General features: G+C 73.6%; 22 protein-coding genes. 3 read left to right on the top strand and 19 right to left on the bottom strand.

Annotated elements, in window-relative coordinates; all coding sequences use genetic code 11:
* Positions 1 to 23 precede the first annotated feature (23 nt).
* The gene (locus HP550_RS16555; protein ID WP_175348784.1) at positions 24 to 5,087 is read right to left on the bottom strand and encodes a glycoside hydrolase family 3 N-terminal domain-containing protein; all 5,064 of its coding nucleotides are present in this window, start codon (positions 5,085 to 5,087) and stop codon (positions 24 to 26) included.
* A gap of 250 nt (positions 5,088 to 5,337) precedes the next feature.
* Here HP550_RS16555 and HP550_RS16550 point away from each other — a divergent pair, with 250 nt between their 5' ends.
* Positions 5,338 to 6,117: a DUF899 family protein gene (locus HP550_RS16550; protein ID WP_175348783.1), complete on the top strand. Its 780-nt coding sequence runs from the start codon at positions 5,338 to 5,340 to the stop codon at positions 6,115 to 6,117.
* Positions 6,118 to 6,133: 16 nt separating this feature from the next.
* Here HP550_RS16550 and HP550_RS16545 read toward each other — a convergent pair whose 3' ends face one another.
* Positions 6,134 to 7,159, bottom strand: coding sequence for a beta-propeller fold lactonase family protein (locus HP550_RS16545; protein ID WP_175348782.1), 1,026 nt, complete (start codon positions 7,157 to 7,159; stop codon positions 6,134 to 6,136).
* A 136-nt stretch (positions 7,160 to 7,295) separates the two neighbouring features.
* Complete coding sequence (locus tag HP550_RS16540; RefSeq protein WP_175348781.1) at positions 7,296 to 8,504, bottom strand: ROK family protein; 1,209 nt, start codon at positions 8,502 to 8,504, stop codon at positions 7,296 to 7,298.
* Positions 8,505 to 8,580: 76 nt separating this feature from the next.
* Between HP550_RS16540 and xylA the strand changes: the two genes are divergently transcribed.
* Both xylA and xylB read left to right on the top strand, forming a co-directional pair.
* Positions 8,581 to 9,768 carry a xylose isomerase gene (gene xylA, locus HP550_RS16535; RefSeq protein WP_175348780.1) on the top strand — a complete coding sequence of 396 codons (1,188 nt, stop codon included), beginning with the start codon at positions 8,581 to 8,583 and terminating at the stop codon, positions 9,766 to 9,768.
* 92 nt (positions 9,769 to 9,860) lie between these two features.
* Positions 9,861 to 11,264, top strand: a complete 1,404-nt coding sequence (gene xylB, locus HP550_RS16530) for a xylulokinase (protein WP_175348779.1) — start codon at positions 9,861 to 9,863, stop codon at positions 11,262 to 11,264.
* Positions 11,265 to 11,318: 54 nt separating this feature from the next.
* Here the strand turns inward: xylB and HP550_RS16525 are convergent, their stop codons facing one another.
* The 16 genes from HP550_RS16525 to hpt form a co-directional block, all read right to left on the bottom strand.
* On the bottom strand, positions 11,319 to 11,651 hold the full coding sequence (locus HP550_RS16525; RefSeq protein ID WP_175348778.1) for a histone-like nucleoid-structuring protein Lsr2: 333 nt from the start codon (positions 11,649 to 11,651) through the stop codon (positions 11,319 to 11,321).
* A 67-nt stretch (positions 11,652 to 11,718) separates the two neighbouring features.
* The gene (locus tag HP550_RS16520; RefSeq protein WP_175348777.1) at positions 11,719 to 11,907 is read right to left on the bottom strand and encodes a hypothetical protein; all 189 of its coding nucleotides are present in this window, start codon (positions 11,905 to 11,907) and stop codon (positions 11,719 to 11,721) included.
* Positions 11,904 to 13,424, bottom strand: a complete 1,521-nt coding sequence (lysS, locus tag HP550_RS16515; RefSeq protein ID WP_175348776.1) for a lysine--tRNA ligase — start codon at positions 13,422 to 13,424, stop codon at positions 11,904 to 11,906. The genes HP550_RS16520 and lysS overlap by 4 nt, the downstream gene beginning before the upstream one ends.
* Before the next feature lie 9 nt (positions 13,425 to 13,433).
* A complete protein-coding gene (gene nadC, locus HP550_RS16510; protein ID WP_175348775.1) occupies positions 13,434 to 14,336 on the bottom strand; it encodes a carboxylating nicotinate-nucleotide diphosphorylase in 903 nt (300 codons plus the stop codon).
* Between the two features lie 4 nt (positions 14,337 to 14,340).
* Positions 14,341 to 16,035: an L-aspartate oxidase gene (locus HP550_RS16505; RefSeq protein WP_175348774.1), complete on the bottom strand. Its 1,695-nt coding sequence runs from the start codon at positions 16,033 to 16,035 to the stop codon at positions 14,341 to 14,343.
* The gene (gene panD, locus HP550_RS16500) at positions 16,032 to 16,484 is read right to left on the bottom strand and encodes an aspartate 1-decarboxylase (protein WP_343048227.1); all 453 of its coding nucleotides are present in this window, start codon (positions 16,482 to 16,484) and stop codon (positions 16,032 to 16,034) included. The genes HP550_RS16505 and panD overlap by 4 nt, the downstream gene beginning before the upstream one ends.
* Positions 16,481 to 17,386, bottom strand: coding sequence for a pantoate--beta-alanine ligase (gene panC / locus HP550_RS16495; protein WP_175348773.1), 906 nt, complete (start codon positions 17,384 to 17,386; stop codon positions 16,481 to 16,483). Before panC ends, panD begins: the two co-directional genes overlap by 4 nt.
* Positions 17,383 to 18,360: a DUF2520 domain-containing protein gene (locus HP550_RS16490; protein WP_175348772.1), complete on the bottom strand. Its 978-nt coding sequence runs from the start codon at positions 18,358 to 18,360 to the stop codon at positions 17,383 to 17,385. The genes panC and HP550_RS16490 overlap by 4 nt, the downstream gene beginning before the upstream one ends.
* On the bottom strand, positions 18,357 to 20,045 hold the full coding sequence (locus HP550_RS16485; RefSeq protein WP_343048226.1) for a PH domain-containing protein: 1,689 nt from the start codon (positions 20,043 to 20,045) through the stop codon (positions 18,357 to 18,359). Before HP550_RS16485 ends, HP550_RS16490 begins: the two co-directional genes overlap by 4 nt.
* Complete coding sequence (locus tag HP550_RS16480; RefSeq protein ID WP_175348771.1) at positions 20,042 to 20,563, bottom strand: PH domain-containing protein; 522 nt, start codon at positions 20,561 to 20,563, stop codon at positions 20,042 to 20,044. The genes HP550_RS16485 and HP550_RS16480 overlap by 4 nt, the downstream gene beginning before the upstream one ends.
* 20 nt (positions 20,564 to 20,583) lie before the next feature.
* Complete coding sequence (locus tag HP550_RS16475) at positions 20,584 to 21,075, bottom strand: DUF3180 domain-containing protein (protein ID WP_175348887.1); 492 nt, start codon at positions 21,073 to 21,075, stop codon at positions 20,584 to 20,586.
* Positions 21,075 to 22,370 (bottom strand): 2-amino-4-hydroxy-6-hydroxymethyldihydropteridine diphosphokinase, encoded by a 1,296-nt coding sequence (gene folK, locus HP550_RS16470; protein WP_175348770.1) that lies wholly within the window; start codon positions 22,368 to 22,370, stop codon positions 21,075 to 21,077. Before folK ends, HP550_RS16475 begins: the two co-directional genes overlap by 1 nt.
* Positions 22,367 to 23,266 carry a dihydropteroate synthase gene (folP, locus tag HP550_RS16465; RefSeq protein WP_175348886.1) on the bottom strand — a complete coding sequence of 300 codons (900 nt, stop codon included), beginning with the start codon at positions 23,264 to 23,266 and terminating at the stop codon, positions 22,367 to 22,369. Before folP ends, folK begins: the two co-directional genes overlap by 4 nt.
* 101 nt (positions 23,267 to 23,367) lie before the next feature.
* Positions 23,368 to 23,982, bottom strand: a complete 615-nt coding sequence (folE, locus tag HP550_RS16460; protein ID WP_246280964.1) for a GTP cyclohydrolase I FolE — start codon at positions 23,980 to 23,982, stop codon at positions 23,368 to 23,370.
* A gap of 17 nt (positions 23,983 to 23,999) precedes the next feature.
* On the bottom strand, positions 24,000 to 26,027 hold the full coding sequence (gene ftsH, locus HP550_RS16455; protein WP_175348768.1) for an ATP-dependent zinc metalloprotease FtsH: 2,028 nt from the start codon (positions 26,025 to 26,027) through the stop codon (positions 24,000 to 24,002).
* A 119-nt stretch (positions 26,028 to 26,146) separates the two neighbouring features.
* Entirely contained in the window at positions 26,147 to 26,701 is a 555-nt protein-coding gene (gene hpt / locus HP550_RS16450; RefSeq protein WP_056085754.1) for a hypoxanthine phosphoribosyltransferase, read from the bottom strand.
* Positions 26,702 to 26,705: the final 4 nt, after the last annotated feature.

The raw sequence follows: 26,705 nt of genomic DNA, 5'->3' as shown, positions 1-26,705 counted from the left end.
GTCCGTTGTCACCCTTTAGGGGGTCATCGGACCACCAGCAGGTGCGGCGCGCCGATCCACGGCAGGTAGGTCGGGTCACCGGCGTAGGTGACCAGCACCACCGCGGTCCGGGTGCTCGTGGGCAGCGTCACGACCGCCGTGCCGCGGGCGTCGAGGGTGGCCGAGCCCTTGCGGGAGCCGTTGACCCAGACGTCGACCGTGCCGGTGGGCGTGACACCGGCGACGCCGGCCACCTGGACGTGCACCTGCTTGGGGTCGGAGCGGCGCACGGTCCAGTCCGTGCCGTCCGTGCGGACCGTCGGCAGCGTGCGCGTGACGGTGAGCGTCACGGCGGCGGAGGTGGAACCGAGGACCGGCGGGTCGGCCGCCGGGGCGCCCTCGTAGACGGCCGTGACCCGGTGCCGGCCGGTGGCGACAGCGGCAGGCAGCCGCACCTTGGCGGTGCCGTCGGCCGCCAGCGGCGCGGTGGCCACCGACGTCCCGTCGACGAGCACCTGCACGGACCCGGTCGGCGCACCGCCGGCCGCCGAGACGGCCACCCGGGCGGTGACCGCGTTCCCGAAGGCCACGAAGGACCGCGAGAGCGACAGGCTGGTGGTCGACGCGACGGGCGGTGCGGTGGACACCCCGAGGACGTCGGCCAGCAGGTCGACCGCGCCGCTCGCGTCGCCGGACATCAGCGCGTGCTCGGCGTCGGCCGTGGTCGCGGCCTCGTCAGCGCTGGCGGGGCCTGAGGCACTCTGGGCGAGGTCGCGCACGAGCGAGACGACGATCCCCGCAGCCGTCGCGGTGTCGCGGTCGGTGCCGTTCAGCTCCTCCGCCGCGGCGAACAGCAGCCGGACCGCCTGCCCCGTGCGAGCCGGGTCGAGTGCCGACCCGTCCCAGATCGGCGCGTCGAGCACGGCCTGGACGGCGTCCTGCGCATCGCCCGCGGGCAGGGTGGCGACCAGCGCGGTGAGCCGGTCGCGCTGCGCATCCGTGCGCAGGCCCCAGCCGTACGGGTACAGCGGTGCGTAGACGTCGTCGCCGACGTTCACCGGGACCTGGTCGGCGGAGGCCGGCCAGCTCACCGGGAGGCGTCCGGTGAAGGGCTGCGTGCCGAACAGGACGTCCGCCACGCCTGCCCCCTCGGTGCCCGGCAGCCACGACGCGACGAGCGCGTCGATCGCGCCGAGCTGGTCGGTGACCAGCTGGGGACGGCCCGCGACGACGAGCACGACGCACGGCAGCGCGCCGCAGACCGTGTCGATCGCGGTGCGGTCCGCGGCGCTCAGGCTCAGCGACTTGCCGTTGTTGCCGACGTCGCCCTGCCCCTCGGCATAGGGCGTCTCGCCGACGACGACGACGCCCACCTGCGCATCCCCGACCGGGGCCGAGGCGTCCTTCGAGTACGTGACGGCCGGACCGGCCGCCTGGATGCCCTCGAGGATCGACGTCCCCGGCGTGATGTCGCCCGAGCCGCCCTGCCAGGAGATGGTCCAGCCGCCGGCCTGGTTGCCCAGGTCGTCCGCGTTGGAGCCGGCGACGTAGACCTGGGTGTCGGCGGCCAGGGGCAGCAGGTCGTCCGCGTTCTTCAGCAGCACCTGCGACTTCGCGGCCGCCTCCCGGGCCACCGCGCGGTGGGCGTCGGACCCGACGTCCCCGGCCAGCGAGCGGTCGGCGAAGGGCGCGTCGAACAGGCCGAGCGCGAACTTCTGCGTGAGGATCCGCCGGACGGCGTCGTCCACCCGCTCCTGCGACACGTCCCCGGAGCCCACCTTGCCGGTGATCGCCGTGATGAACGCGCCGAAGTTGTACGGCGCCATCGCCATGTCGAGGCCCGCGTTCACCGAACGGGCGGCCTTGTCGGCGTACGTGCCGCCGGGCAGCTTGTCGATGCCCTCCCAGTCGCTGATGAGGAAGCCGTCGAACCCGAGCTCGCCCTTGAGCAGGTCGGTGTTCAGGGCGCCGTACTCGTGCATGCGGATCGGGTCGGCGCCCGCGACGGAGACGGCGGAGTACGAGGGCATGATCGAGCCGACGCCCGCCTCGATCGACGGCACGTACGGGTCGACGTGCAGGCGCCGCAGCTCGTCCAGGCTCTCGACGTGGGTGGTGCCCTGGTCGATCGGATAGCCGGAACCGGCCAGCGCGGGGTCGTACGTGGTGCCGCCGTCACCCACCCAGTGCTTGGCCGTGGCGAGCACCTTGTCGGGGCCGGAGAGGTCGGACGCGTCGTCGCCCTGGAGGCCGACGATCGAGGCGCCCGCCATCGCGGTCACCAGCGCCGGGTCCTCACCGAACGACTCGTAGCTGCGACCCCACCGCTCGTCGCGCGTCACGCACAGGCACGGGGAGAACGCCCACGGCACGCCCGTGGCGCGCACCTCCTGCGCGGTGGTCCGCTGGACCTCCTCCACCAGGTCCGCGTCGCGAGCGGCGCCCAGGCCCGAGTTGTGCGGGAAGATCGTCGCGCCCACCACGTTGTTGTGGCCGTGCACGGCGTCCACGCCGTAGATCAGCGGGATCTGCAACCGCGTGGACAGCGCCTGGCGCTGGAAGCCGTCGATCATGTCCGCCCAGCCGGTCGCCGTGTTCTGCGTCGGCACGGAGCCGCCGCCCGAGAGGACGGAGCCCAGGCCCAGGTCGCGGATCTGCGCGGGCGACTGGAGCCCCAGGCGCTCGGCCTGGGTCATCTGGCCGATCTTCTCGGCCAGGGTCATCCGGCCCAGCAGGTCCTCCACCCGGTCCGCCGTGCTCGCGCCCGGGTCGAGGTAGGCGGCGCCCACCGCGTTGAGCACGACCGTCGGGCTGGTGCCGACCGCGGCCCCCGTGGCCGTCAGGTCGACCGCCAGCGTGCGGGCGTCGTCGACCGCGGCGGTCGCGTGGGTGACGACGTCGATCGTCTGCGTGGCGCCGGTGGCCGTGCCCGCGGGGAACGTGAGCGTGCCGGAGAACGCGTCGTAGTGCGTGCCGGCCACCGCGGTGCCGGCGCCGTTCGCGTAGTCGACGGTGACGTCCGCGGCGAGCGGCTGGCCGTCGGTCGTCGTCAGGACGACCGGGACCTGCGCGGTCGCGCCGGGGTCGACCAGGACGACGTCCTGGCTGGTGACCATCGCCGTCGGTGCGGCGACCGCCGAGCCGTAGAGCTGCACGTCGTCGACGGCCCAGGAGACCGCGGTCGCGGTGCCCGGCACCATCGTCAGCGCGTAGCCCCACGCCGACGTGAGGTCGAGGGTGCCGTTGCGCGTCGCCGCGTCGCCGGGCTGGTAGCCGCCCAGGGTGAACGCGGAGAACGGGAGGTCGACGATCTTCCACCGGCTGCCGTCGCTGGACCAGTTGTCCTTGAACGTGGCCGCCCACAGCTCCGAGTGCTCGCCGTCCGGGCCGCCGTCCTTCAGCTCGACCTTGATGTCGTCACCGGCGGTCGGGCTCGCGGGGCGCGTCGGCTGCGAGGCGTACCAGGCCAGCCGGATGCCACGGAACGAGCTCCAGTCCTGTCCGGCGGCGAGGTTCTGGCTGAAGCCGCCCCAGCCGCCCGAGGGGATCAGGTAGTCGCCGGAGAGCACGTGGTTGCCGGCGGGCACACCGTCGCGCTCCTGCTCCGTGACGGCCAGGCTCACCAGGTCCGCGGCCGAGCCCCACGTGAAGATGCCGACCGTGGTGCCGGGCGCGGCCAGTGGCACGTCACCCTCGGCGTCCTCGATCGTGCTCACGCGGTCGTACAGGCCGAGGTCGTCGAACGTCCACGCACCCGCGCCCAGGTCGGTCAGCGTGACCGCGAAGCCGGTGCTCACGGTCGGGTCGAAGCGCGCGTCGGAGGCCGGGTTGCCCTTGAGCCGCAGCTGCGAGAACGCGACGTTGACCTGGCGCCAGCCCGCGGCGTCGTCGGTGACGGACCGCTCGAACAGCTGGCCGTTGCTCTTCAGCTCGTACCGCAGCTGACCGCCGCCGCCGGTGCCCAGGAACCAGAACGTGAACCCGTCGTGCGCGGACCAGTCGGTGGCCGCGATGTCGTGCGTGAACCCGAACCAGTCGCTGGCCGCGGGCGTGCCGCCGACCGTCGCGACCAGTCCGCTGCCTCCCCGGTCCACCGGTCCCGTCGACAGCACCGGGGTGACCGGCGCGCTGATGCCCCAGGTGGTGTACCCGGCCGGGACGCCGGACTCGTAGTCGTCGAGCACCGTGACGCCGCCGACGTCGGGCAGGTCGCCGTGCGGCGTGATGGTGACAGTGCTCGTCGTGCGGCCGCCCAGGACCAGGCCCGCGGACGGCTCGGACAGGGTGAGCTCGACGGTGCGGACCTGGCCGAGGGGTCCGTGGTCGACGGTCGGCACCGTGACGCTCGCCTCGGTGGTGCCGGCCGGGAAGGTGAGCATCTGGTCGACCGCGGTGTAGTCGGTGCCGGCCACGCCCGTGCCGCCGGTGGACCGGACGCGCACGGTGGTGTCGGTGGCGGCGGGGATCGCGAGGATCACCGGGACCGTGGCGTCGGTGCCGGCCGGGACGGTCGTGCTGGAGCCGGCGAACGCGGCGGCCACCTGCGTGGGCGTGCCGTAGACCTCGAGGGAGAACAGCGAGTAGCCGTACCAGTGCAGGCGCGCCGGGTCCCACGTGAAGCTGGTGCGCTGGTTCATCTGCACGCGCACGTACCGGGCGTCGGTGGCCGTGAACGTCAGGTCGTCGGTGCCGCCGTCGCCCGCCGCCTCGGTGTGCACCGACGTCCACGACGCCGGGTCGTCGGGTGCGGTCGTCGCCACCTGGACCTCGTAGCCCGCGGCGAACGCGGCCTCCCAGGCCAGGACGACGTGGTCGACGGACGCCTCCGCGCCGAGGTCGACCTGCACCCACGCGGTGTACTCGACGTCCTCGTCCGGGCCGTTGCCGCTGGCCCAGCGGGTGGCCGGGTCGCCGTCGATCGCGGCGTCCGGCGGGAACGTGCCGTCGCCGTCCGACTGGAACACCGACGCCGTCGCCGTCCCGGTCCGCGCCAGGTCACCCGGCGCCGCGGCAGCGGGCGACGCGAGCCCGACGAGGGCCAGCGGGACGACCAGCGCCAGGGCGGCGAGGCTCGCAGGGACGGGGTTCAGGCGGTCGGCACGACGCACGGTCACTCCCTCGTGACATGGCCGCGCTCCGTTGCACAGCCACTTGCGTCCGGGTTCGGTCAGGGCGTCATTGCCCCGCCGTCACGGGCGGCTGCCGCCAGACAACCACAATCACTTACTGGGCGGTAAGTGGAGAAGATCACGATTCGGTAACGGGCGAATCGGACGAACGAGGGTGTCGAGAACCCGCACCTGTCCACGTCATCAGGAGTCGGGTGACGACGCCCGGCGCGAGACCTCGGAGGATGCCATGACGACCACCCCCCTCGACCCCACCACGACACCTGGGCTGCCGCCCGTGGTGGACCTGGCGACCTGGCAGGCCGCCAGCGACCAGCTGCTCGTCCGGGAGAAGGCCCACACCCGCGAGAGCGACGCGCTCGCCGCAGCCCGCCGACGGCTCCCGATGGTGGAGGTCGACGGCACCACCGCGGTCGTCGGACCCGCGGGACCGGTGCCCTTCCGGGACCTGTTCCAGGGCCGCGACGAGCTGATGGTCTACAAGCACATGTGGCACGACGGGGCCCCGCACCAGGGTCAGTGCGAGGGGTGCACGGTCTCGGCGTGGCACCTGCGGGACACCGTCTACCTCCAGGCGCGCGGCGTCTCGTTCGCCGTCGTGACCACGGGCCGGTGGGACGAGGTGGCTCCCTACGTCGACTTCATGGGCTACACCCAGCCCTGGTTCTCGGTCCGCGACGTCGACGCGCCGATCGGCGACGAGATGGGGTCCTTCGCCTGCTTCCTGCGCGACGGCGAGCGCGTCTTCCTCACCTACGCGACGACCGGCCGCGGCGTCGAGGCCGTCGCCGGTCCCTTCGGCGCGCTCGACCGGACGCCCTACGGCCGCGGCGAGGCCTGGGAGGACACCCCCGACGGCCGGCCCGGCGGGCACGACCCGTGCTGGTACTGGCGCACCGACGTCGACGGGGTCCCCGACACCGGACCGACCGGCCGACCCGCACCCCAGTGGACCCGCCCCGGCGCGACACCCGAGACGACCCTGGGCCGGCTCGGGCACCACCACTGACGGGCCGGCGGGATCCTCAGGCCGGCAGGACGCAGGTGGGTGCCGGCAGGTCGAGGGTGGCGACCACGGAGCCGTCGCCGGCCAGCGTGGTGAGCCCGCCGGACACCTGCTCGGCCACGACGGTCCAGCCGTCGACGACCGCGAGGTGCCGGGGCCAGGCACCGGGGAGCGTGTCGTCGGCGACCGGGTCGAGCAGGCCGTCCGCGCGGACCGCGAACCGCGCGAGCACGTCGGACGTCCGCACGCCGACGAGCACCCGGTCACCGTCGAGGACGATGTGCGACGGCAGCCGGCGTTCCTGCGCGGGGACGGTCGTCGCCGGGAGGGTCTGCACCAGGGTCCCGACACCGGCCCCCCACGCGAGCACGCGGACGGTCACGTCGAGCTCGCCGACCACGTACGCGAACCGGCCGTCCGCGCTGAACGCCAGGTGCCGTGGCCCCGTGCCGGCGGGGAGCGCCGCCGCGATGCCGTCCTCGGCGAGGTGCCCGTCGACCCGGCGGTAGCGGCGGATCTCGTCCGTGCCCAGGTCGACCACGAGCACGAACGCGCCGCTCGGGTCGAGCGCGACGAAGTGCGCGTGCGACGACTCCTGCCGGTCCTCGTCGGGACCCACGCCGACGTGCCCGAACACCTGGTCCGGCCCGAGCGCGCTGAACCCGCCGTCCGCGTCGAGCGGCAGCACGCCGAGCGTGCCGGAGGTGTAGTTGGCGACGAACAGGGTGCGGCCGTCGTCGTCGAGCAGCAGGTGGCACGGGTCCGCGCCGCCCGACGGGACCGTCGCGCGGTGCACCAGGGCGTCGCCGACGACGTCGAACGCGCTGACCGTGCCGTCCGCCTGCTCGTTCGCGGCGTACAGGACCGTGCCGCGCAGGGCGAGGAAGCTCGGCGACGGCGTCTCGACGACCTGCCGCGCGGCGCTCAGGGCACCGGTCGCGGGATCGAGGTCGACCCGCCAGATCCCCTCCCCCAGCCCGACGGGCGTCCCCGCACCGGCGACGGGGTAGGTACCGATCCACAGGGGCCTCTGCTGCGCGCTCACGGTCAGCGAGCCTACGTCGGGGGACGTCCGCACACCGTCGGGCTCCAGCGCGCACGAGTGCGGACGCTGCGGGTGGCACCGGCCCGACGTCCGCACTCCGTCGCGCTCCAGCGCGCACGAGTGCGGACGTTGCGGGTCAGGTCTGGGCGCGCAGCCACTCCGCCGGGTCCGCCAGCACGCGGGCCAGGGACGCCAGCGCGCCGCCGGTCATCGCCGGGTACTGGCCGGCGCGGGCGGGCGAGACCGTCAGCGGGGACCAGGGCGCGAAGATGACGAGCTCGTCGAGCCGGGCGGACACCTCGTCGTGCACGTGGTCGAACAGCTGGCCGAAGGTGCCACCGAGCACCACCTCACCGACGTCGACCACGTTGGCCACGGACGCGAGCGCGACGCCGAGCGCCCGGGCGGCCTGCGCGACGGCGGCCGTGGCCCGTGGCTCGCCCACCGTCAGCGCGTCGAGGAGGGCGTCGAGCCGGGCGGTCGGCGGGAGGCCGGCCGTGCGCAGCATCGCGTCCTGTCCGGCCAGCGCCTCCAGGCTGCCGTCGGAGGCCCGCGGACCTCGGAACGCGTCGATGACGATGTGCCCGATCTCGCCGCTCCAGCCGTGCCGACCGGGGAAGATCTCGCCGTCGAGCACGATCGCGCCACCGATGCCGACCTCGCCGGAGACGTACGCGAAGCTCGGCGATCCCCGTCGGGCGTGGGCCTCGGCGCGCGCCGCCAGGTTGGCCTCGTTGGCCACCCGCGGCGGGAACGCGGCCAGCGCGGGATGGGCGGAGACGACCCCGACGACGTCGACGTCGCGCCAGCCGAGGTTGGGGGCGATGCGCAGCGGGCCGGTGACGCGGTCGACCAGCCCGGGGAGCGCCAGGGCGGTGCCGGCGACGCGCACGCCTCGGGAGCTCAGGTCCTCGATCACCGGTTCCGCGAGCGCGGCGAGCCGGTCCAGCACCTGCGCGGCGTCGACCCCCCGCAGGTCGTCGAGCTCCACGTGCTCGGCGAGCACGTCACCGGCCAGGTCGAGGGCGCGGACGCCCAGGTAGTCGACGTTGACCTCCATGCCGATCCCGGCGACGGTCCCCCGCGCCGGGGCGAGCGGCACGGCGGGGCGGCCGGCGCGCTGGGTCTGGGCGGGGTCGAGCTCGCGCACCAGACGCGCCTCGATGAGGTGGTCGACGAGCCCCGAGACCGTGGCGCGCGCGAGGTCCTCCGACGCGGCGAGCTGGGCCCGGGACAGCGGCTCGTCGGCGTCGACGATCCCCCGCAGCACGACGCCGAGGTTCTGGTCCCGCATCTGCGCCTGGCGGGCCACGCGCGACGGATCGCGGGGCTCGGGCGTCGGCATGGCTTGACCCTACCGGCTGGAAGGGATAAATTCATCCGGCAAACTAAATTCGTTGATCTCGATGAGGAGACGTGTGATGGCACCGCAGCCCACCCGTGCAGACAAGTTCTCGTTCGGCCTCTGGACGGTCGGGTGGAACGCCCAGGACCAGTTCGGATCCGCCAGCCGCCCGTGGCTGGACCCCGTGGAGTCGGTCCACAAGCTCGCTGAGCTGGGCGCCGCGCACGTGACGTTCCACGACGACGACGTGGTGCCCTTCGGCTCCGACGCCGCCGAGCGCGACCGCATCCTGACCCGCTTCAAGGGCGCCCTGGACGAGACCGGCATCACGGTCGAGATGGTCACCACCAACACGTTCAGCCACCCGATCTTCAAGGACGGCGCGTTCACCTCCAACGACCGCCGCGTCCGCCGTTACGGCCTGCGCAAGGTGGTCCGCAACGTCGACCTCGCTGCCGAGCTGGGCGCCGACACGTTCGTCATGTGGGGCGGCCGCGAGGGCGCCGAGTACGACTCGGCCAAGGACCTCAACGCCGCGCACGACCGGTACGCCGAGGGCATCGACACCGTCGCCGCGTACATCAAGGAGAAGGGCTACGGCCTCCGGATCGCCATCGAGCCCAAGCCCAACGAGCCCCGCGGCGACATCCTGCTCCCCACGGTCGGGCACGCGCTGGCGCTCATCGCCAAGCTCGAGCACGGCGACATCGTCGGCCTCAACCCGGAGACGGGCCACGAGCAGATGGCCGGCCTGAACTACACCTCGGGCATCGCGCAGGCGCTGTGGGCGGAGAAGCTCTTCCACATCGACCTCAATGGCCAGCGGTCCATCAAGTACGACCAGGACCTGGTGTTCGGCCACGGCGACCTGTTCTCCGCGTTCGCCACGGTGGACCTGGTCGAGAACGGCTTCCCGTCCGGCGGCCCCCGCTACGACGGCCCGCGCCACTTCGACTACAAGCCGTCGCGCACCGAGGACATGAAGGGCGTCTGGGACTCCGCCGCCGCGAACATGTCCGCCTACCTGCTGCTCAAGGAGCGCGCTCAGGCGTTCCGGGCCGACCCCGAGGTGAAGGCCGCGCTCGAGGAGTCCGGTGTGCTCGAGCTGTCGCAGCCGACGCTGGCCGAGGGCGAGACCCTGGCCGACCTGCTGGCCGACACCTCCGCCTACGAGGACCTCGACGTCGACGCCGTCGCCGAGCGGGGCTTCGGCTTCGTGCGCCTCAACCAGCTGGCCCTCGAGCACGCACTCGGCGCCCGCTGACCCGTCCCGTCCCGTCTCCTCGCGACGTCCGCACTCCGTCGGGTTCCCACCCGCAGGAGTGCGGACGTCGCGGGTTCATCTGGAGGTAGCTCATGGCTCTCGTGGCCGGCATCGACTCGTCGACGCAGTCCTGCAAGGTCGTCGTGCGCGACGCGGACACCGGCGCGCTCGTGCGCACCGGACGGGCGTCGCACCCCGACGGCACCGAGGTCGCACCCTGGTACTGGTGGGACGCCCTCCAGTCCGCGATCGTCAGCGCGGGGGGTCTCGACGACGTCGACGCGATCTCCGTCGGCGGTCAGCAGCACGGCATGGTCGCCCTCGACGCGGACGGCGAGGTGGTCCGCGACGCGCTCCTGTGGAACGACACGCGCTCGGCGCCCGCCGCCCTGGACCTCATCGAGGAGCTGGGCGGGCCCCAGGTGTGGGCCGACGCCATCGGTTCGGTGCCGGTCGCGTCGCTGACCGTGACCAAGCTGCGCTGGCTGCGCGACGCCGAGCCGGCCAACGCCGCACGCGTCGCCGCCGTCGCGCTCCCCCACGACTGGCTGACCTGGCGCCTGGCCGGCGCGCCGGGGCTCGACGCCCTGGTGACCGACCGCTCGGACGCGTCGGGCACCGGCTACTGGTCCCCTGCCACCGAGGACTACCGCCACGACCTGCTCGAGCTGGCGCTGGGCCACGACGCCCTCGTCCCGCGCGTGCTCGGCGCCTACGAGGCCGGACCGCGCTCCACCGGCGGGGCGATCCTCGGCCCGGGTGCCGGCGACAACGCCGCCGCGGCGCTGGCGCTGGGGCTCCAGCCGGGCGACGTCGCGGTCTCCATCGGCACCTCGGGCGTCGTCTCCGCGATCGCGTCCGCCGCGACCGCCGACGGCTCCGGCCTGGTGACGGGCTTCGCCGACGCCACGGGCGCCTTCCTGCCCCTCGCGTGCACCCTGAACGCGTCGCGCGTGCTCGACGCGGCCGCCCGGATGCTCGGCGTCGACCACGCCGGCCTGTCCGCGCTGGCCCTGTCCGCACCGGCCGGCGCCGACGGGCTCGTGCTCGTGCCCTACCTGGAGGGCGAGCGCACCCCGAACAAGCCCGACGCCACGGGAGCCCTGCACGGCCTGCGACTGGCCAACACCACCCCGGCGCACCTGGCTCGCGCGGCGGTCGAGGGCATGCTCTGCGCGCTCGCCGACGGCGTCGACGCGCTGCGCGCCCAGGGCGTCGCGGTCGAGCGGCTGTTCCTCATCGGCGGTGGCGCGCAGTCCGCCGCCGTGCGCGAGATCGCCCCGTCGGTGCTCGGGCTGGACGTGCGCGTCCCGACGCCCGGCGAGTACGTGGCCGACGGTGCCGCCCGCCAGGCCGCCTGGGTGCTCTCGGGCGCCTCGACGCCCCCGGCGTGGAGCTCCGCCTCGGAGGCCACCACGTACCGCGGCGAGCCCGTGCCGCGGGTGCGCGAGCAGTACGCCGCGGTGCGCGAGCTCACCGGGACGCGTCCCGCCTGAGCGCGGACATGACGAGAGCCCGGCATCGGGGGATGCCGGGCTCTCGCGCGTCGATCAGTGGGCTGCGTCGTACGCGGCCTTGACCTCCGCGGAGATGCGGCCGCGCTCGGACACGTGGTGCCCGTGCTCCTTGGCCCACTCGCGGATCGCCTGCGCGTCGCCCGAGGACGAACGACGCCCGCGCGCGGGCGTCGACTTCGAGGCGGAACGACCGCCGACCTTCCGTGCGTGCCCGACCCACTGGGCGAATGCGTCACGCAGGTCGCTCGCGTGACCTGTGGTCAGGTCGATCTCATACGTGACGCCGTCGAGCCCGAACGTCACGGTCTCGTCTGCAGCTCCGCCGTCGATGTCATCGACCAGCAGGACCTGAACCTTCTGCGCCATTGCTTGCTCCATCTGACAGATGCGGGGAATGCTGTCGTTCTCACTATCGCATCGGCGCATTAAGGCGTCAAACGGTTGGCGGAGATTCCTTCTTGCCGGCAGCCAATTCTGCGTCACGTTCGGCGGCATCCATTCTGGCGATTGCCTGCCGTTCCGTGCGGTCCGCATTGACCACCGCGCGGATGGCGAACCAGAACAACAGACCGACGCCGATGGACGGCAACAGCGCCGCCAGGGCGGTGAGCAGCGGGTTCATGAGCTCAACGGCTTCACCAGCGGGAACAGGATGGTCTCCCGAATACCCAGACCGGTGAGCGCCATCAGCAACCTGTCGATCCCGAGCCCGATCCCGCCTGCTGGCGGCAACGCGTACTCCACCGCCATGAGAAAGTCCTCATCCACGCGCATCGCCTCGTCGTCACCGGCCGCCGCCAGCAACGCCTGCGCCTCGAAGCGCTGCCGCTGGATCACCGGGTCGACGAGCTCCGAATAGCCGGTCGCCAGCTCGAACCCGCGCACATACAGGTCCCACTTCTCGACAACACCGGTGATGCTGCGGTGATCGCGCACCAACGGGCTCGTCTCGACGGGGAAATCGCGCACGAATGTGGGCGCAAACAGGTGGTCGCCCACCTGGTGCTCCCACAGCTGCTCCACCAGCTTGCCGTGGCTGAGGCGCTTGGGGTCGGTCTCGATGCCGAGCTTGTCGGCGTACACCTGGAGCGCGTCCAGGCCGGTCTGCGGGGTGATCTGCTCGCCCAGCGACTCCGACAGCGACCCGTACATGGTCAGCTCGGCCCACTCGCCACCGAGCTCGTACTCCTCGCCGTCCGGCATCACGACCACGGAGGTGCCCAGCACGTCCTGCGCGGCGGTCTGCACCAGATCCCGCGTCAGGGCCGCCATCGTGTCGTAGTCGCCGTAGGACTCGTACGCCTCGAGCATGGCGAACTCCGGCGAGTGCGTGGAGTCCGCACCCTCGTTGCGGAAGTTCCGGTTGATCTCGAACACGCGCTCGATGCCCCCGACGAGCGCCCGCTTGAGGAACAGCTCGGGCGCGATCCGCAGGTACAGGTCCATGTCGAACGCGTTCATGTGCGTGATGAACGGCCGGGCGGTCGCGCCGCCGGGCTGCGTCTGGAGCATCGGCGTCTCGATCTCGATGAAGTCGCGCCGGTGGAAGTTGTCGCGCAGCGACCGCAGCAGCGCCGGCCGCTGGCGGGCGGTCTGCCGGGCCGCGGGGCGCACGATCAGGTCGACGTACCGCTGCCGGACGCGCGCCTCCTCGGACAGCTCGGCGCCCTCGAAGAGGTTGGGCAGCGGTCGCAGCGACTTCGCCGCCAGCTGCCAGGCGTCGGCGAGCACCGACAGCTCCCCGCGCCGCGAGCTGATCACGCGGCCGTGCACGAACAGGTGGTCACCGAGGTCCACGTCGGTCTTGAACGCCGCCAGACGCTCCTCGCCGACGGCCGCCAGGCTGAACATGGCCTGGAGCCGGTTCCCCTCGCCGTCCTGGAGCGTGGCGAAGCAGAGCTTCCCGCCGATCCGCACGAACACCACGCGACCGGCGACGCCGACCTCGTCGTCCGTCTCCTGCCCCGGCTCGAGCTCCGGGTGGTCCGCACGGACCTGCGCGATCGTGTGGGTGCGCGGCACCCCGACCGGGTAGGCCTCGACGCCTGCCGCGAGCAGCCGGTCCCGCTTCTCGCGTCGCACCCGGATCTGCTCGGGGGCGTCGTCGGGGGCAGGGGTGCTCTGGGGCGTCTCGCTCACCGGGCGATCTTACCGGCGGGTCGAGGTCGTCCCCGGCTCCAGGTCGAGGGCCAGGTCGAGGATCGGCGACGAGTGCGTGAGCCCGCCCACCGACAGGTAGTCGACCCCCGTCGACGCGACCTCCCGCGCGCGGTCGAGCGTGAGGTTGCCGGTGGCCTCCAGCTCGACGCGCCCCGTCGACAGCTCGCCCCCGCGCACCGCCGCCACGACCTCCGCCAGCAGCTGCGTGGGCATGTTGTCGAGCAGCAGGAACCGCGCGCCGGCGGCGACGGCCTCGAGCGCCTGCGCCAAGGTGTCGGCCTCCACCTGGATGGTCACGTCCGGGAACCGCGCGCGCACGGCCTCGACCGCGGCCACCACCGAGCCCGCAGCGACCACGTGGTTGTCCTTGACCATCGCCACGTCGTACAGCCCCATGCGCTTGTTGGTGCCGCCGCCGCAGCGCACCGCGTACTTCTCCAGCGCGCGCAGGCCGGGGGTCGTCTTGCGGGTGTCGAGCACCTGGGCGCCCGTGCCGTCCAGGGCGTCGGCCCAGCGCCGGGTGTGGGTGGCGACGCCCGACGCGCGCGACGCGAGGTTGAGCAGCGTGCGCTCCGCGACGAGGAGCACCTGCACCGGACCGGTCAGCACCGCGAGCACGTCACCGCGGGCCACCCGGGCGCCGTCCGCGACGCGGTGGTCCACCGTCGGCACCGGCAGGCCGAGCCGTGCAGCGACCTGTCCGACGACCTCGGGGATCACCACCAGACCGGCGACGACCCCGTCCTGACGGGCCACGAGGTCCGCGGCGCCGACGGTCTCCGGCGGGATCGTCGCCTGCGTCGTGACGTCCCGGCCGGGCTCCGGTCCGAGGTCCTCGTCGAGGGCGATCGCCACCGTCCGGGCGAGCCAGGCGGGGTCGAGTGCGGTCATGGCGTCAGCCGATCTGCGCGCGTCGGGGGACCAGGGTGCCGTCGGCGTCGAGCGACAGCTCCAGCCGGACCTGCCAGGCCTTCTCGGTGTCGGGGAAATCGCTGCGCGCGTGCCCGCCGCGGCTCTCCTCGCGCACCAGCGCGGCGTCGGTCAGCACGGTCGCCACCTGGTGCACGTTCGTCGTCTCCCACTCGGCCACCTGCGGCACGGCCAGCAGGCGGCCCTCGTCGGTGCGGCGGTGGGCGTCGGTGGGCACCGCGGCGAGCAGGTCCGCGGCGCGGCGCAGCCCGTCGCCCGACCGCAGCGGCCCGGGACCGTCCGACGCGATCCGCTGCACCCGCGCACGGGACGCCGCCGCGACCAGGGCCTCGTCGCCGGGGCGCTGCACGGGGGCGAGCGGGGGCAGGGCGCCCTGGTGCACCTGCTCGGCGATGTGGCGGGCGGCGCGGGTGGCGAACACCAGGCCCTCGAGCAGGGAGTTCGACGCGAGCCGGTTGGCGCCGTGCACGCCGGTGCAGGCCACCTCCCCGACCGCGTACAGACCGGGCAGGCTGGTGCGTCCCACCAGGTCGGTGACGACCCCGCCCGAGTGGTAGTGCTGGGCGGGTGCGACCGGGACCAGGTCCGTGGTCAGGTCGATGCCGTGCTCGAGCAGGCGCTCGTTGATCGTCGGGAACCGGCCGCGCAGGAAGTCGTCGCCGAGGTGCCGCGCGTCCAGCCACACGTGGTCGGAGCCGGTCTCCTTCATCCGCCGCACGATCGCGTGCGCGACGACGTCCCGGGGTGCCAGCTCCGCCATCGGGTGCACGTCGGGCATGAACCGCACGCCGTCGGTGTCCAGCAGCAGCGCGCCCTCGCCGCGCACCGCCTCGGAGACCAGCGTCAGCTGCCCCTTCACGCCCGAGCCGAGCCAGAGCACGGTGGGGTGGAACTGCACGAACTCGACGTCGCCCAGCGTGGCGCCCGCCCGCAGCGCCGCGGCGATGCCGTCGCCGGTGGCCTGCGAGGGGTTGGTCGAGGAGCGGTACACCTGGCCGATGCCGCCGGTGGCCAGCACGACCGCGCGGCCCAGGGCGGCCCCGACGCCGTCGCGCTGCCCCTCGCCGATCACGTGCAGCGTCACGCCGCACGCGTGCCCGGGAGTGCCGTCCGGTCCGGGCGGACCCGTGAGGACGTCCAGCACGAGCGCGTGCTCGATGACCTCGATGCCCGGGTCCTCGCGCACCGCCTCGATCTGCGCGACGAGCGCGCGCGAGATCTCCGCCCCGGTGGCGTCGCCGCCGGCGTGCGCGATCCGGTCGGCGTGGTGCCCGCCCTCGCGGGTGAGCGAGATGCTGCCGTCCGAGGCGGTGTCGAAGACCGCGCCGCGCGTGACCAGCTCGCGCACCCGCGCGGGACCCTCGGTGACCAGCACCTCGACCGCGCGCGGGTCGCAGAGGCCCGCACCGGCGACGAGCGTGTCCTGCAGGTGCGCGGAGGGCGAGTCCGACGGGTCCAGCGCGGCCGCGATGCCGCCCTGCGCCCACACGGTGGACCCGGACGCGAGGATGTCCTTGGTGACCAGCAGCACCCGGGGCACGCGGGTGCGCAGCTCGAGCGCGGCGGTCAGACCGGCGATGCCGGAGCCGACGACGACCGCGTCGGCCTCCACCGTCCAGCCGGGTTCGGGCGCGGCGAGGCGGGTGGCGAGGCGGGTCACCGCCCGACCATCGCACGTCCCTGCGCGAACGGCACACCGCTCGGTTCCAGCCCGGTCCAGCCGGCGGGGACCTGGCCGGGGTCGTCCCCCAGCTCGGCGATCCGGTTCTGCGCGTCCACGAGCACGACGTGGGGCTCGTACGTGCGGGCCTCGGCGTCGGACAGCTGCCCGTACGCGATGAGGATGACGACGTCGCCGGGGTGCACCAGGTGGGCGGCCGCGCCGTTGATGCACACCTGCCCGGAGCCCGGCTCGCCCGCGATCGCGTAGGTGGTCAGCCGAGCGCCGCTGGTGACGTCCACGACGTCCACCTGCTGGCCGGGCAGGACGTCCGCCGCCGCCAGCAGGTCGGCGTCCACCGTGATCGACCCGACGTAGTGCAGGTCCGCCTGCGTGACGGTGGCGCGGTGGATCTTGCCGGTCATCATCGTGCGCACCAGGGAGGTCACACGCCCACCTGCACGACCGCGTTGTCGATCAGCCGCGTCGTCCCGACCGTCGCCGCGACGAGCAGCAGGGCCTCGCCGACGAAGTCCGCGGGCACCTCGGCGAAGGTCACCGGATCGACCAGACCGACGTAGTCGACCTCGGTCTCCCGCATGGCCCGCCGGGCACCCGCGCGGATCTCGTCGGCGGTCCCTCGGGCATGCAGTGCCCGGGACAGTCCGAGGGCGCGGCGCCGCTCGTCGTCGCTCAGGTAGGCGTTGCGGCTGGACAGGGCGATCCCGTCCTCGTCGCGCACGATCGGCGCACCGACCACCGTCACCGGCGCGTCGAGGTCACGGACCATCCGGCGCACCGCGGCCAGCTGCTGCGCGTCCTTGGCACCGAACAGTGCGACCTCCGGGCGGGTCAGGTGCATCAGCTTGAGCACCACCGTGAGCACGCCGTCGAGGTGGCCCGGCCGACTGACGCCCTCGAGCACGTCCCCGATCGACCCCGCGCTCACCCGCACGATCGGGTCGCCGTCCGGGTACACGACCTCTGGACCGGGGGCGAAGACGACGTCGTCCGGACCGAGCAGGCCGGGCCCGGACAGCAGCGCGAGGTCGCGGTGCAGGTCACGGGGGTACCGGGACAGGTCCTCCGACGGCGAGAACTGGAGCGGGTTGACGAAGATCGTCACGACGACGGCGTCGGCCAGCTCACGCGCACGGGCGACCAGTGACAGGTGGCCGGCGTGCAGCGCGCCCATGGTCATGACGACCGCCCGGCGGTACGGACGGGCGGTGTGCGCGGTGCCGGCCTGCCCCTCGGTGCGCGGGACCGCCTGCACGTCCTGCACCGCGAGCGCCGCCGCCAGCTCCTCGCGCGTGTGCACGAGCGTCGGCGTGGTGGTCTGCGTGGTCATTCGTCCTCCTGCGGGTCCGGCCCGTCGTCCACCTGCAACGTCCCGGCGTCCTCGTTGATGCCGTCAAGGAGCTCCTGTGCCGCGGCCGACGAGATCAGGCCGGCCGCGAGCGCGCGACCGGTCGCCGAGCGCGCCAGGGCACGGTATCCCGCGACGACGTCGACCGCCCCCGTGGCCGCGGCGAACGCGGTCAGGGCAGAACCGTGCTCGCGGACCGTCCCCGCGTCCCCGCGCCGGACCGGCCCGGTCAGGGCGCTGATGGCGCCGGGTCCGTCGGTCGACTCCGCGCGCAGCGCGCCGTCGAGCGCGGCCTCGAGCAGCGGCGTGAGCATGCGGCCCGGGTCCGCGACGCCCGCCGCCGCCAGGGCCTGCGCGGCCTGCGCGACGAGCACCACCAGGTGGTTCGCGCCGTGCGCGAGGGCCGCGTGGTAGAGCCCGCGGGCGTCCTCGGCGAGCACCACCGGCTCACCGCCGATCTCCACGACGAGCGCCTGGCCGATCGGCAGCACCGGGCCGGGTGCGGTGACCGCGAACGAGCAGCCGACCAGCCGGGAGAGGTCCAGCGACGTGCCCGTGAACGTCATCGCGGGGTGCAGCGCGAGCGGGATCACGCCGGCCGCGCGCGCGGGGGCGAGCACGTCCACGCCGTACCGCCCGGACGTGTGCACGACGATCTGGCCCACCTGCCACGCGCCCAGGTCCGCCAACCCGCGCACCAGGTCCGCGAGGGCGTCGTCGGGGACGGTGAGGAGCACCAGCTCGGCGCGGCGGACGACCTCGGGGATGTCCAGCACCGGGACGCCCGGCAGCAGCACGGCCGCCCGCTCCCGGGACGCCTCCGAGATCGCGGAGACCGCCACCACCGGGTGACCCGCAGCCCGCAGCGCGCTGCCCAGCACCGCGCCCACCCGACCCGTGCCGATGACACCGACCCCGAGCCGGCCCGGACGGTCGGCCGGGTCCGGTGGGGTCACGCGTCCGCTCCCGTGCGCGGCGGGACTGCGGGCGCCTCGCGGTCCGGCGCGGGCTCCGGGGGTGCGGTCGTCGGCTCCGGATCCGGGTCCGCGGGTGTCGGTGCACCGACGGCGCGCATCCACTGCTCCGGCGTGGCGGACGCGCGAGCAGTCCGCGCGCGCTCGGCCTGCTCGTCGAGCAGAGCGGCCGCGACGCCCGCGTCGAGGTGCTGGACGCGGGGCGCGACGGGTCCCGGGGTGGAGTGCAGGACGAAGGACGCGAGCCCGAGCCGCCGCTGGAGCGGTCCCTGCGCCAGCCCGAGGGACTGGGTGCGCTCGTGCGGCACCACGTCGACGCTGCGCCAGATCCGGCCGGTCCGTGTGACCAGCGCCCGGTCGGTGACGCGCACGCCGTGCCGACGCCAGCCGACGGGGTCCACCCAGCGGGCGCGCCGCGGCGCCGTCGTGAACCCGCCGTCGGTGTCCTTGCCGGTCAGGGCGGCCTCGACCAGAGCCGCCGGGTCGTCGACGCCGAGGTCCGGGAGCACCATCCAGAGCGCCGTCATCGCCTCCTCGCGGGTGGCCACCGGGTGCAGGACGGTGTCCCGCTGCTGCTGGTCGCTCTGGCCGTAGCCCGCCACGTTGATCTCGACGCGCCACCAGTCGGGCCCGCGCCACAGCGGACCCTGGCGCAGCCGGATGGCCTGCACGCGCCCGGGCGGCACGGTCTGGGCGCGTGACTCGGTCAGACCGTGTCGCAGCCGGATGCCGTCGGGCGAGATCGCGGCACGGAAGTTGGCGCCCTGGTTGATCCGGCTCCACACGAACGTGACGGCACCGAACAGGGGCGCGACCAGCACGAACGCGGCGCTGATGTCCCGCGACGCGATGCTCACCACGATCGCGGCCGCCACGATCAGCAGCAGCGTCGGCACCGTCCCCGACCGCAGCGTGGACTTCACGAGCCGGCCCATCGGCAGCTCGTACACCTGGCGCTCGGGTGCGACCTCGAACGCCACGGGTGCCGTTGGCGTCCCGGGCGTGCCCGTCGTGCCCTCCGGGGTCGCGACGGCGGCGGGCACGACGGTGCCCGGGCGCTGGAGCCCGGCGGCCAGCGCGAGCAGCTCCGCGCGCAGGGCCTCCGCCTCGGACTCGCGCAGGAACGCGAGCGACACGGCGGACCCGCTGCCGCCGGCCACCTCGAGCTTGAGCTCGGCCAGGCCGACCAGCCGGGCGAGCAGCGGCTGCACCACGTCGACCGCCTGGAGCCGGTCGAGCCGCGCCTGGCGCTGCTGCCGGAACAGGATGCCGGTGCGCAGGTGGACGGCCTCGTCGGTGACCGCGAACCTGGTCACGCGCCACGCGACCGCGGAGTACCCGAAGCCGATCAGACCGATCAGCAGGATGCCGCCCAGGAGCGCCAGGAACGCCTTGCCCTGCATCAGGTCGATCGCCTGCCGCAGGTTCTCGCCCACCTGGAACCATCCGATGGCCAGCACTGCGACCAGGACCTTCCAGCCCTTGAGCGCCGGCGTGACCGGGTGCATCCGGCGCCACCCGGTGACGTACTCGTCGCTCTCGACCTCGACGTCCGGTGCCCGGGGCGTGCCGAGGGCGTCGGGCATGCCGCGTGCGTCGGGCGTGCCGGATGCGTCGGGCGCGTTGGGTGTGCCGGGCGCGTTGGGCGTGCCGGGTGCGGTGGTCACAGCCCCGCCAGCCGCGCCTCGCCGCGGGAGGCCATCCGGTCGCGCAGGCGCGCGGCCTCGTGCGGCGGCAGCCCGTCGATCGACGCGCTCGTGGCCGGCGACGCGGTGTGCAGCTGCACGGAGGCGATGCCGAACCGGCGCGCGAGCGGACCCGCGTTGACGTCCACGTACTGCATACGTCCGTACGGCACCACGACGAGCGAGCGGAACATGATGCCGCGCCGCACCAGCAGGTCGTCCGCGCGCTCCGCGTAGGCCATCGCGTTCACCTGGCGCGGCACCAGCCACACGATCCAGAGCGCGAGCAGCGCGACCAGCGCGGGGAACACCCACAGCCAGGCCTCGCCGGCGAACACCGCCATGAGGACGAGCAGCGCGAGGACCGGGGTCAGCACGATCGCCGTGACGGTCAGCCTCGCCCCGACGAGCCGCCGCGACACCGGGGTCCATGTGACGTCGGCGGGGTCGAACGGCTCGCGGGTGCTGCGAGGATCAGCCGGGACGGCGTCGGAGGTCATGGGGCCATCCTTCCACCTGGTCAGGTGGCACTCGGGTCCGGTGCGGGATGCTCGCGCGCCGCCTCGGCCCCTTCCTCGGGCGGGGGCACCCGGCAGAACCACTCGACGACGAGACCGACCACCGCGAGCACCACCGCTCCGCCCGCGGCGACCCCGGCGGCGACGGCGCGGCCACCGTTGCCCGGCACGCTCAGGTCGCCGACCAGCGTCAGCACCTGCCCGCCGTACCAGCCGGCCAGGAGGGCGCCCGTGTAGCACGACGCCTTGGCCAGCACGGCCGTCCGGGCGGCGCGGATGGGGTCCAGCGTCGGCCGCTTGCCGCGCAGGAACTGCCGCACGGCCCAGCCCATGGAGAACACCACCGCGGCGATGAGCACCTCGACGGCGACCACGAGCCCCGGCACCGACGGCAGCATCCCGCCGCGCCCGGAGATCGCGCGCAGCACGATCCAGGTGACCGCGGACCCCGTCGCGGCGATCAGCAGGAGGGTCTTCCAGCGGGTGCGGTGCATCACGCGTCCAGGACCTCCGGGCCCGGGTGGTGGGCACGCGGGCCGGCCGGCACGGCGGCGGTGTCGCTGCCCACCGCCGGGATCGGCGCGGTCAGCCAGTCCAGCGCCAGCCAGCGCACCCCGTCGCGGTCCGGTGCGGTCGCGGCCAGCGCCCCCACCGGTCCGCCGCCCAGACCCGGCAGCACCGCGTGCGGGGCCACCTGCGCCCAGGGTTGGAGCACGAACGCGCGCTCGTGCGCCCGCGGGTGCGGCAGCTCGAGGTCGTCGGTCACGGCCAGCACGGAGCCGTACACGACGATGTCGATGTCCAGGGTGCGCGGACCCCAGCGCTCCTGCCGCTCGCGCCCGTGGGCCTGCTCGATCGCCTGCGTCGCCCGAAGCAGCTCGCGCGGCGCCAGCGTCGTGGTGCCCAGGACGACGGCGTTGAGGTAGTCGGCCTGCTCGGGGCCGCCCACCGCCGAGGTCCGCGCGAGGGCGGAGACCTCCACCACCTCCACGCCCGGCGTGCCGGCCAGGTCGCTGACGGCATCGCGCAGGGTCTCCTGCGCAGGCCCGAGGTTCGCGCCGAGCGCGAGGACGATCTCCACCGGGCCGTCGGGGGCCCGGTCGAGGGCGTCCGTGACGATCTCGCCGTCGACGACGACGCCGCCGGCGGGCACGGTCTCGAGCTCCGTCGAGGGGGTGTCGGGGCCCTCGACCGACAGCCCGCCGGGTGCGGGCGCGACGGACTCCCCCCACGCTGCGGCGGAGAGCGCGGCCGGCACGACCGTCGGGGCACCGGGGGCGGGGGTGACCGGGAACGACGCGGTGGCCGTCGGCACCGGACGGGAGGCGGGCTCCGCCGCCGTCGGTCGCGGGACGTACGGCTCGGCGGCAGGGAGCTTGGTGCGGTCGCGGTGGATGGCGACGACCACGTCCCCGAACGGCACCTGGATCGGCGCGTGGGGCTTGTGCACGGCGACATCCACGGCCTGCACGATGCCGGACGCGAGGACCGTCGCCGCGATGCGCTCGGCCACCGTCTCGATCAGGTCGACCGGCTCACCCGACAGCACGGCCGCCACCTGCTGCGCCAGCGCGCCGTAGTCCAGGGTGTGCGCGAGGTCGTCGCGCGCCGCCGCACGCCGGGTGTCCAGGTGCACGACGACGTCCGCGACGAACGTCTGCCCCTCGCGCCGCTCGTGCTCGAACACGCCGTGGTACCCGAGCGCCGTGATGCCCGTCAGCCTGATCTGGTCGAGCCGGCGCCCGCTGGCGTCCAGCGCGTCCGGTCGGCTCTCGTCGTTCGTGGTCACCGCGTGCTCCCTCCGGTTCTCGCGTCCTCGTCGACGGCCAGCTCGTCGTCGCCTGCTCCAGTCCCGGCGACGGTGCCGGTCGCCGTACCCGTCGCCGTGCCCGTCGCACCCTGCCAGGCCGCCGCCACCCGCACGGCGTCGGCCGAGCCTGCCACCTCGTGCACCCGGACGCACCAGGCTCCTGCGGCCGCGGCCAGCGCGGTCACCGCCGCCGTGGCACGGTCCCGCGCGAGCGGCGGGGCCGGCTCCGCGTCGGGGCCGGCCAGCAGGTGCCCGAGGAAGCGCTTGCGGCTCGCTCCGACCAGCACCGGGAAGCCGTCGGCCACCAGCTCGGGCAGCCGCGCCAGCAGCGGCCAGTTGCTGGCGCCCGCCTTCGCGAAGCCCAGGCCGGGGTCGAGCACCACCTGGTCGTCGTGCACCCCCGCGGCGCGCAGCGCGTCCACACGGGCGGCGAGCTCGCGGCGCACGTCCGTCACCACGTCGTCGTAGTCGTCGTGGTCATCCATCACGTCCGCATGGCCGCGCCAGTGCATGGCGACGTACACGACCCCCGTCGCGGCCACCACGGAGTACATGTCGTCGTCGGCCAGCCCGCCCGAGACGTCGTTGACGACGACGGCGCCGCGCTCGACGGCCGCGCGGGCGACCACCGCTCGGGTGGTGTCCACGCTCACCGTCGCGCCCCGGTCCACCAGCTCCTCGACCACCGGCAGCACCCGGGCCAGCTCGTCCTCGACGGCCACGCGGCGCGACCCCGGCCGGGTGGACTCGCCGCCGACGTCCAGCAGGTCCGCCCCCTGCTCCAGCAGCTCCAGACCGTGCGCCACCGCGGCGCCCGGCGTGAACCACCGGCCGCCGTCGGAGAACGAGTCCGGGGTGACGTTGACGACGCCCATCACGAGGGTCCGTCCGAGGTCGTGCAACCGTGCCGGCAGCGGTGCCGGACGGGCGGAGGAGCCTGGGCCTGTCACGGGGTGAGCCTAGGGTCTGCCGGGTGTCAGCGGCCGAGCACGAGGCTCATGGCCTCCGCGCGGGTGGCGACGTCGCGCATCTGCCCGCGCACCGCCGAGGTCACGGTGCGTGACCCGGGCTTGCGGACGCCGCGCATCGACATGCACAGGTGCTCGCACTCGACCACGACGAGCACCCCGCGCGGCGTGAGCTCCGCGACGAGCGCGTCGGCGATCTGCGAGGTGAGCCGCTCCTGCACCTGCGGGCGGCGCGCGTACACGTCGACCAGCCGGGCGAGCTTGCTCAGGCCCGTGATGCGGCCGTCCGTGCCGGGGATGTAGCCGACGTGCGCGACGCCGTGGAAGGGCACGAGGTGGTGCTCGCAGGTGGAGTACACCTCGATGTCCTTGACCAGCACCATCTCCTCGTGACCGATGTCGAAGGTGGTGGTCAGCACGTCGCCGGGTTCCTGGTACAGGCCCGCGAAGATCTCCCGGTACGCCCGTGCCACCCGCGCCGGCGTCTCCCGCAGACCCTCGCGGTCGGGGTTCTCCCCCACCGCGAGGAGCAGCTCACGGACGGCCGCCTCGACCCGGTCCTGGTCGTACTCGCCGACTGCCTTGCCGGTGAACGTCACCGGGCCGATGTCCGACGTCCGCATCTCGGCCATCGTCGCCCCTACACGTCCGGCGTCTGCGCCGGCGGGACCTCGATGACCTGCTCCTTCGGGTGCCCGAAGGCGGCGGCGGCCTCGTCCTCGGGGATGATCGGGTGCCCGTTCTGGGCGGCCTTCTCGGCGGGGGTCATCACCGGCGGCCGGTCCGAGACCGCGCGCTGGTCGCTGGACAGCCACACCTGGCGCGGCTCCCGCTTGGTGATCGGCGCGAAGATCGTGGCCAGCTGCTCCTGGTTGAGCGTCTCCTTCTCCAGGAGCTCCAGCACGAGCGCGTCGAGGACGTCGCGGTACTCGACCAGGATCTCCCAGGCCTCGTCGTGCGCCCGCTCGATCAGGGAGCGCACCTCGAGGTCGATCGACGCCGCGATGTCCTCCGAGTAGTCCCGCCCGTGGCCCATGTCGCGGCCCATGAACACCTCGCCGGAGGCCTGGCCGAGCTGGATCGCGCCGAGCCTGGCACTCATGCCGAACTGCGTGACCATCTTGCGGGCCGTCGCCGACGCCTTCTCGATGTCGTTGCTGGCACCCGTGGTCGGGTCGTGGAACACGAGCTCCTCGGCGACGCGGCCGCCCATGGCGTAGGCCAGCGTGTCGAGCAGCTCGTTGCGGGTGGTCGAGTACTTGTCCTCGGTCGGCATGACCATCGTGTACCCGAGCGCGCGGCCGCGCGGCAGGATCGTCACCTTGGTGACCGGGTCCGTGTACCGGAGCGCCGCCGCGACGATGGCGTGGCCGCCCTCGTGGTACGCGGTGATCTTGATCTCCTTGGAGTTCATGATCCGCGTGCGCTTCTGCGGACCCGCGATGACGCGGTCGATGGCCTCGTCGAGCGTGTGGTCCGTGATGGTCTGCTGGCCCGTGCGGGCGGTGAGCAGGGCGGCCTCGTTCAGCACGTTGGCCAGGTCGGCGCCGGTGAACCCGGGGGTGCGGCGCGCGACCACGTTCAGGTCCACGTGCGGCGCCATGGGCTTGCCCTGCGAGTGCACGGCGAGGATCCGCTCGCGGCCCTTGAGGTCGGGCGGGTCCACGGCGACCTGGCGGTCGAAGCGACCGGGGCGCAGCAGCGCGGGGTCGAGGATGTCGGGCCGGTTGGTGGCCGCGATGAGGATGACGTTCGCGTTGACGTCGAACCCGTCCATCTCGACGAGCATCTGGTTCAGCGTCTGCTCGCGCTCGTCGTGCCCGCCACCCATGCCGGCGCCGCGGTGGCGCCCGACGGCGTCGATCTCGTCGATGAAGATGATCGCCGGGGCGTTCTCCTTGGCCTGGTTGAACAGGTCACGGACGCGGCTGGCGCCGACGCCGACGAACATCTCGACGAAGTCCGAGCCGGAGATCGAGTAGAACGGCACGCCCGCCTCGCCGGCGACCGCGCGGGCCAGCAGGGTCTTGCCGGTACCGGGAGGGCCGTACAGCAGGACGCCCTTGGGGATCTTGGCGCCGACGGCCTGGAACTTGGCCGGCTCGGCGAGGAACTCCTTGATCTCCTGGAGCTCCTCGACCGCCTCGTCGACACCCGCGACGTCCGAGAACGTGACCTGCGGGGACTCCTTGTTGACCAGCTTGGCCTTCGACTTGCCGAAGCTCATGACGCGCGAGCCGCCGCCCTGCATGTTCGACATGAGGAACCAGAAGATGGCCAGGATGATGATCAGCGGCAGGACGAAGCTGAGGATGCTGGCCCACCACGCCGTCTGCGGGACGATCGAGGTGTAGCCCTTGTCCATCTTCGCGTCGGCGATGGCGTCGACCACCGACTCGCCCTGCGGGACGACGTAGTTGAACTGGACCAGCTTGCCGAGGTTGTCCTCGCCCTTGGTGAAGTCCTCCGTGAGGGTCAGGTCGACGCGCTGGACGCCCTCGGTGATCTTCGCCTGCTCGACCTTGCCGTCCGCGATGAGCGACAGGCCGTCCGACGTGTCGATCTTGCTGATGCGCGGGGCCGCGAGCGTGGACGCGCCGATGTACAGCAGGATCACGGCGATGACGACCCACACGATGGGGCCACGGGCTAGTCGCTTGACGTTCATGGGCGATCGGGGCAGAGCCCCTCAACCTCCGCTCGCGGGACAGGTGGCCTCGAAGTTACACGGGGAACCTGGGCGGGACCGACCGTGTTCACCGAGGGCGCACTAGGCCGTCTGACGGGTCAGGCGCCGTACACGTGCGGAGCCAGCGTCCCGACGAACGGCAGGTTCCGGTACTTCTCGGCGTAGTCCAGGCCGTAGCCGACGACGAACTCGTTGGGGATGTCGAAGCCCACGTAACGCACGTCGACGTCGACCTTGGACGCCTCGGGCTTGCGCAGCATCGTCGCGATCTCGACCGTCGCCGGCCCCCGGGAGCGCAGGTTGGACAGCAGCCACGAGAGCGTCAGGCCCGAGTCGATGATGTCCTCGACGATGAGCACGTGCCGGCCGGTCAGGTCCGCGTCGAGGTCCTTGAGGATCCGCACGACGCCGGACGACTTGGTGCCCGACCCGTACGACGAGACCGCCATCCAGTCCATCTGCACGGTCGAGTGCAGCCGCCGGGCGAGGTCCGCCATCACCATGACCGCGCCCTTGAGGACGCCCACGAGGAGCAGGTCCTTGCCCGCGTAGTCGGCGTCGATCTGCGCCGCGATCTCGTCGAGCCTCTGGTGCAGCTGCTCCTCCGAGAGGAGAACCCGCTCGAGGTCGTCGCCCATGTCCGCAGGGTCCACCGAA

Origin of the sequence: Cellulomonas humilata, from assembly GCF_013359775.1 — a bacterium.
Taxonomy (GTDB): domain Bacteria; phylum Actinomycetota; class Actinomycetes; order Actinomycetales; family Cellulomonadaceae; genus Cellulomonas; species Cellulomonas humilata.
Note: the sequence above shows the minus strand (reverse complement) of the source record. Positions and strands in the feature narration are given on the sequence as shown.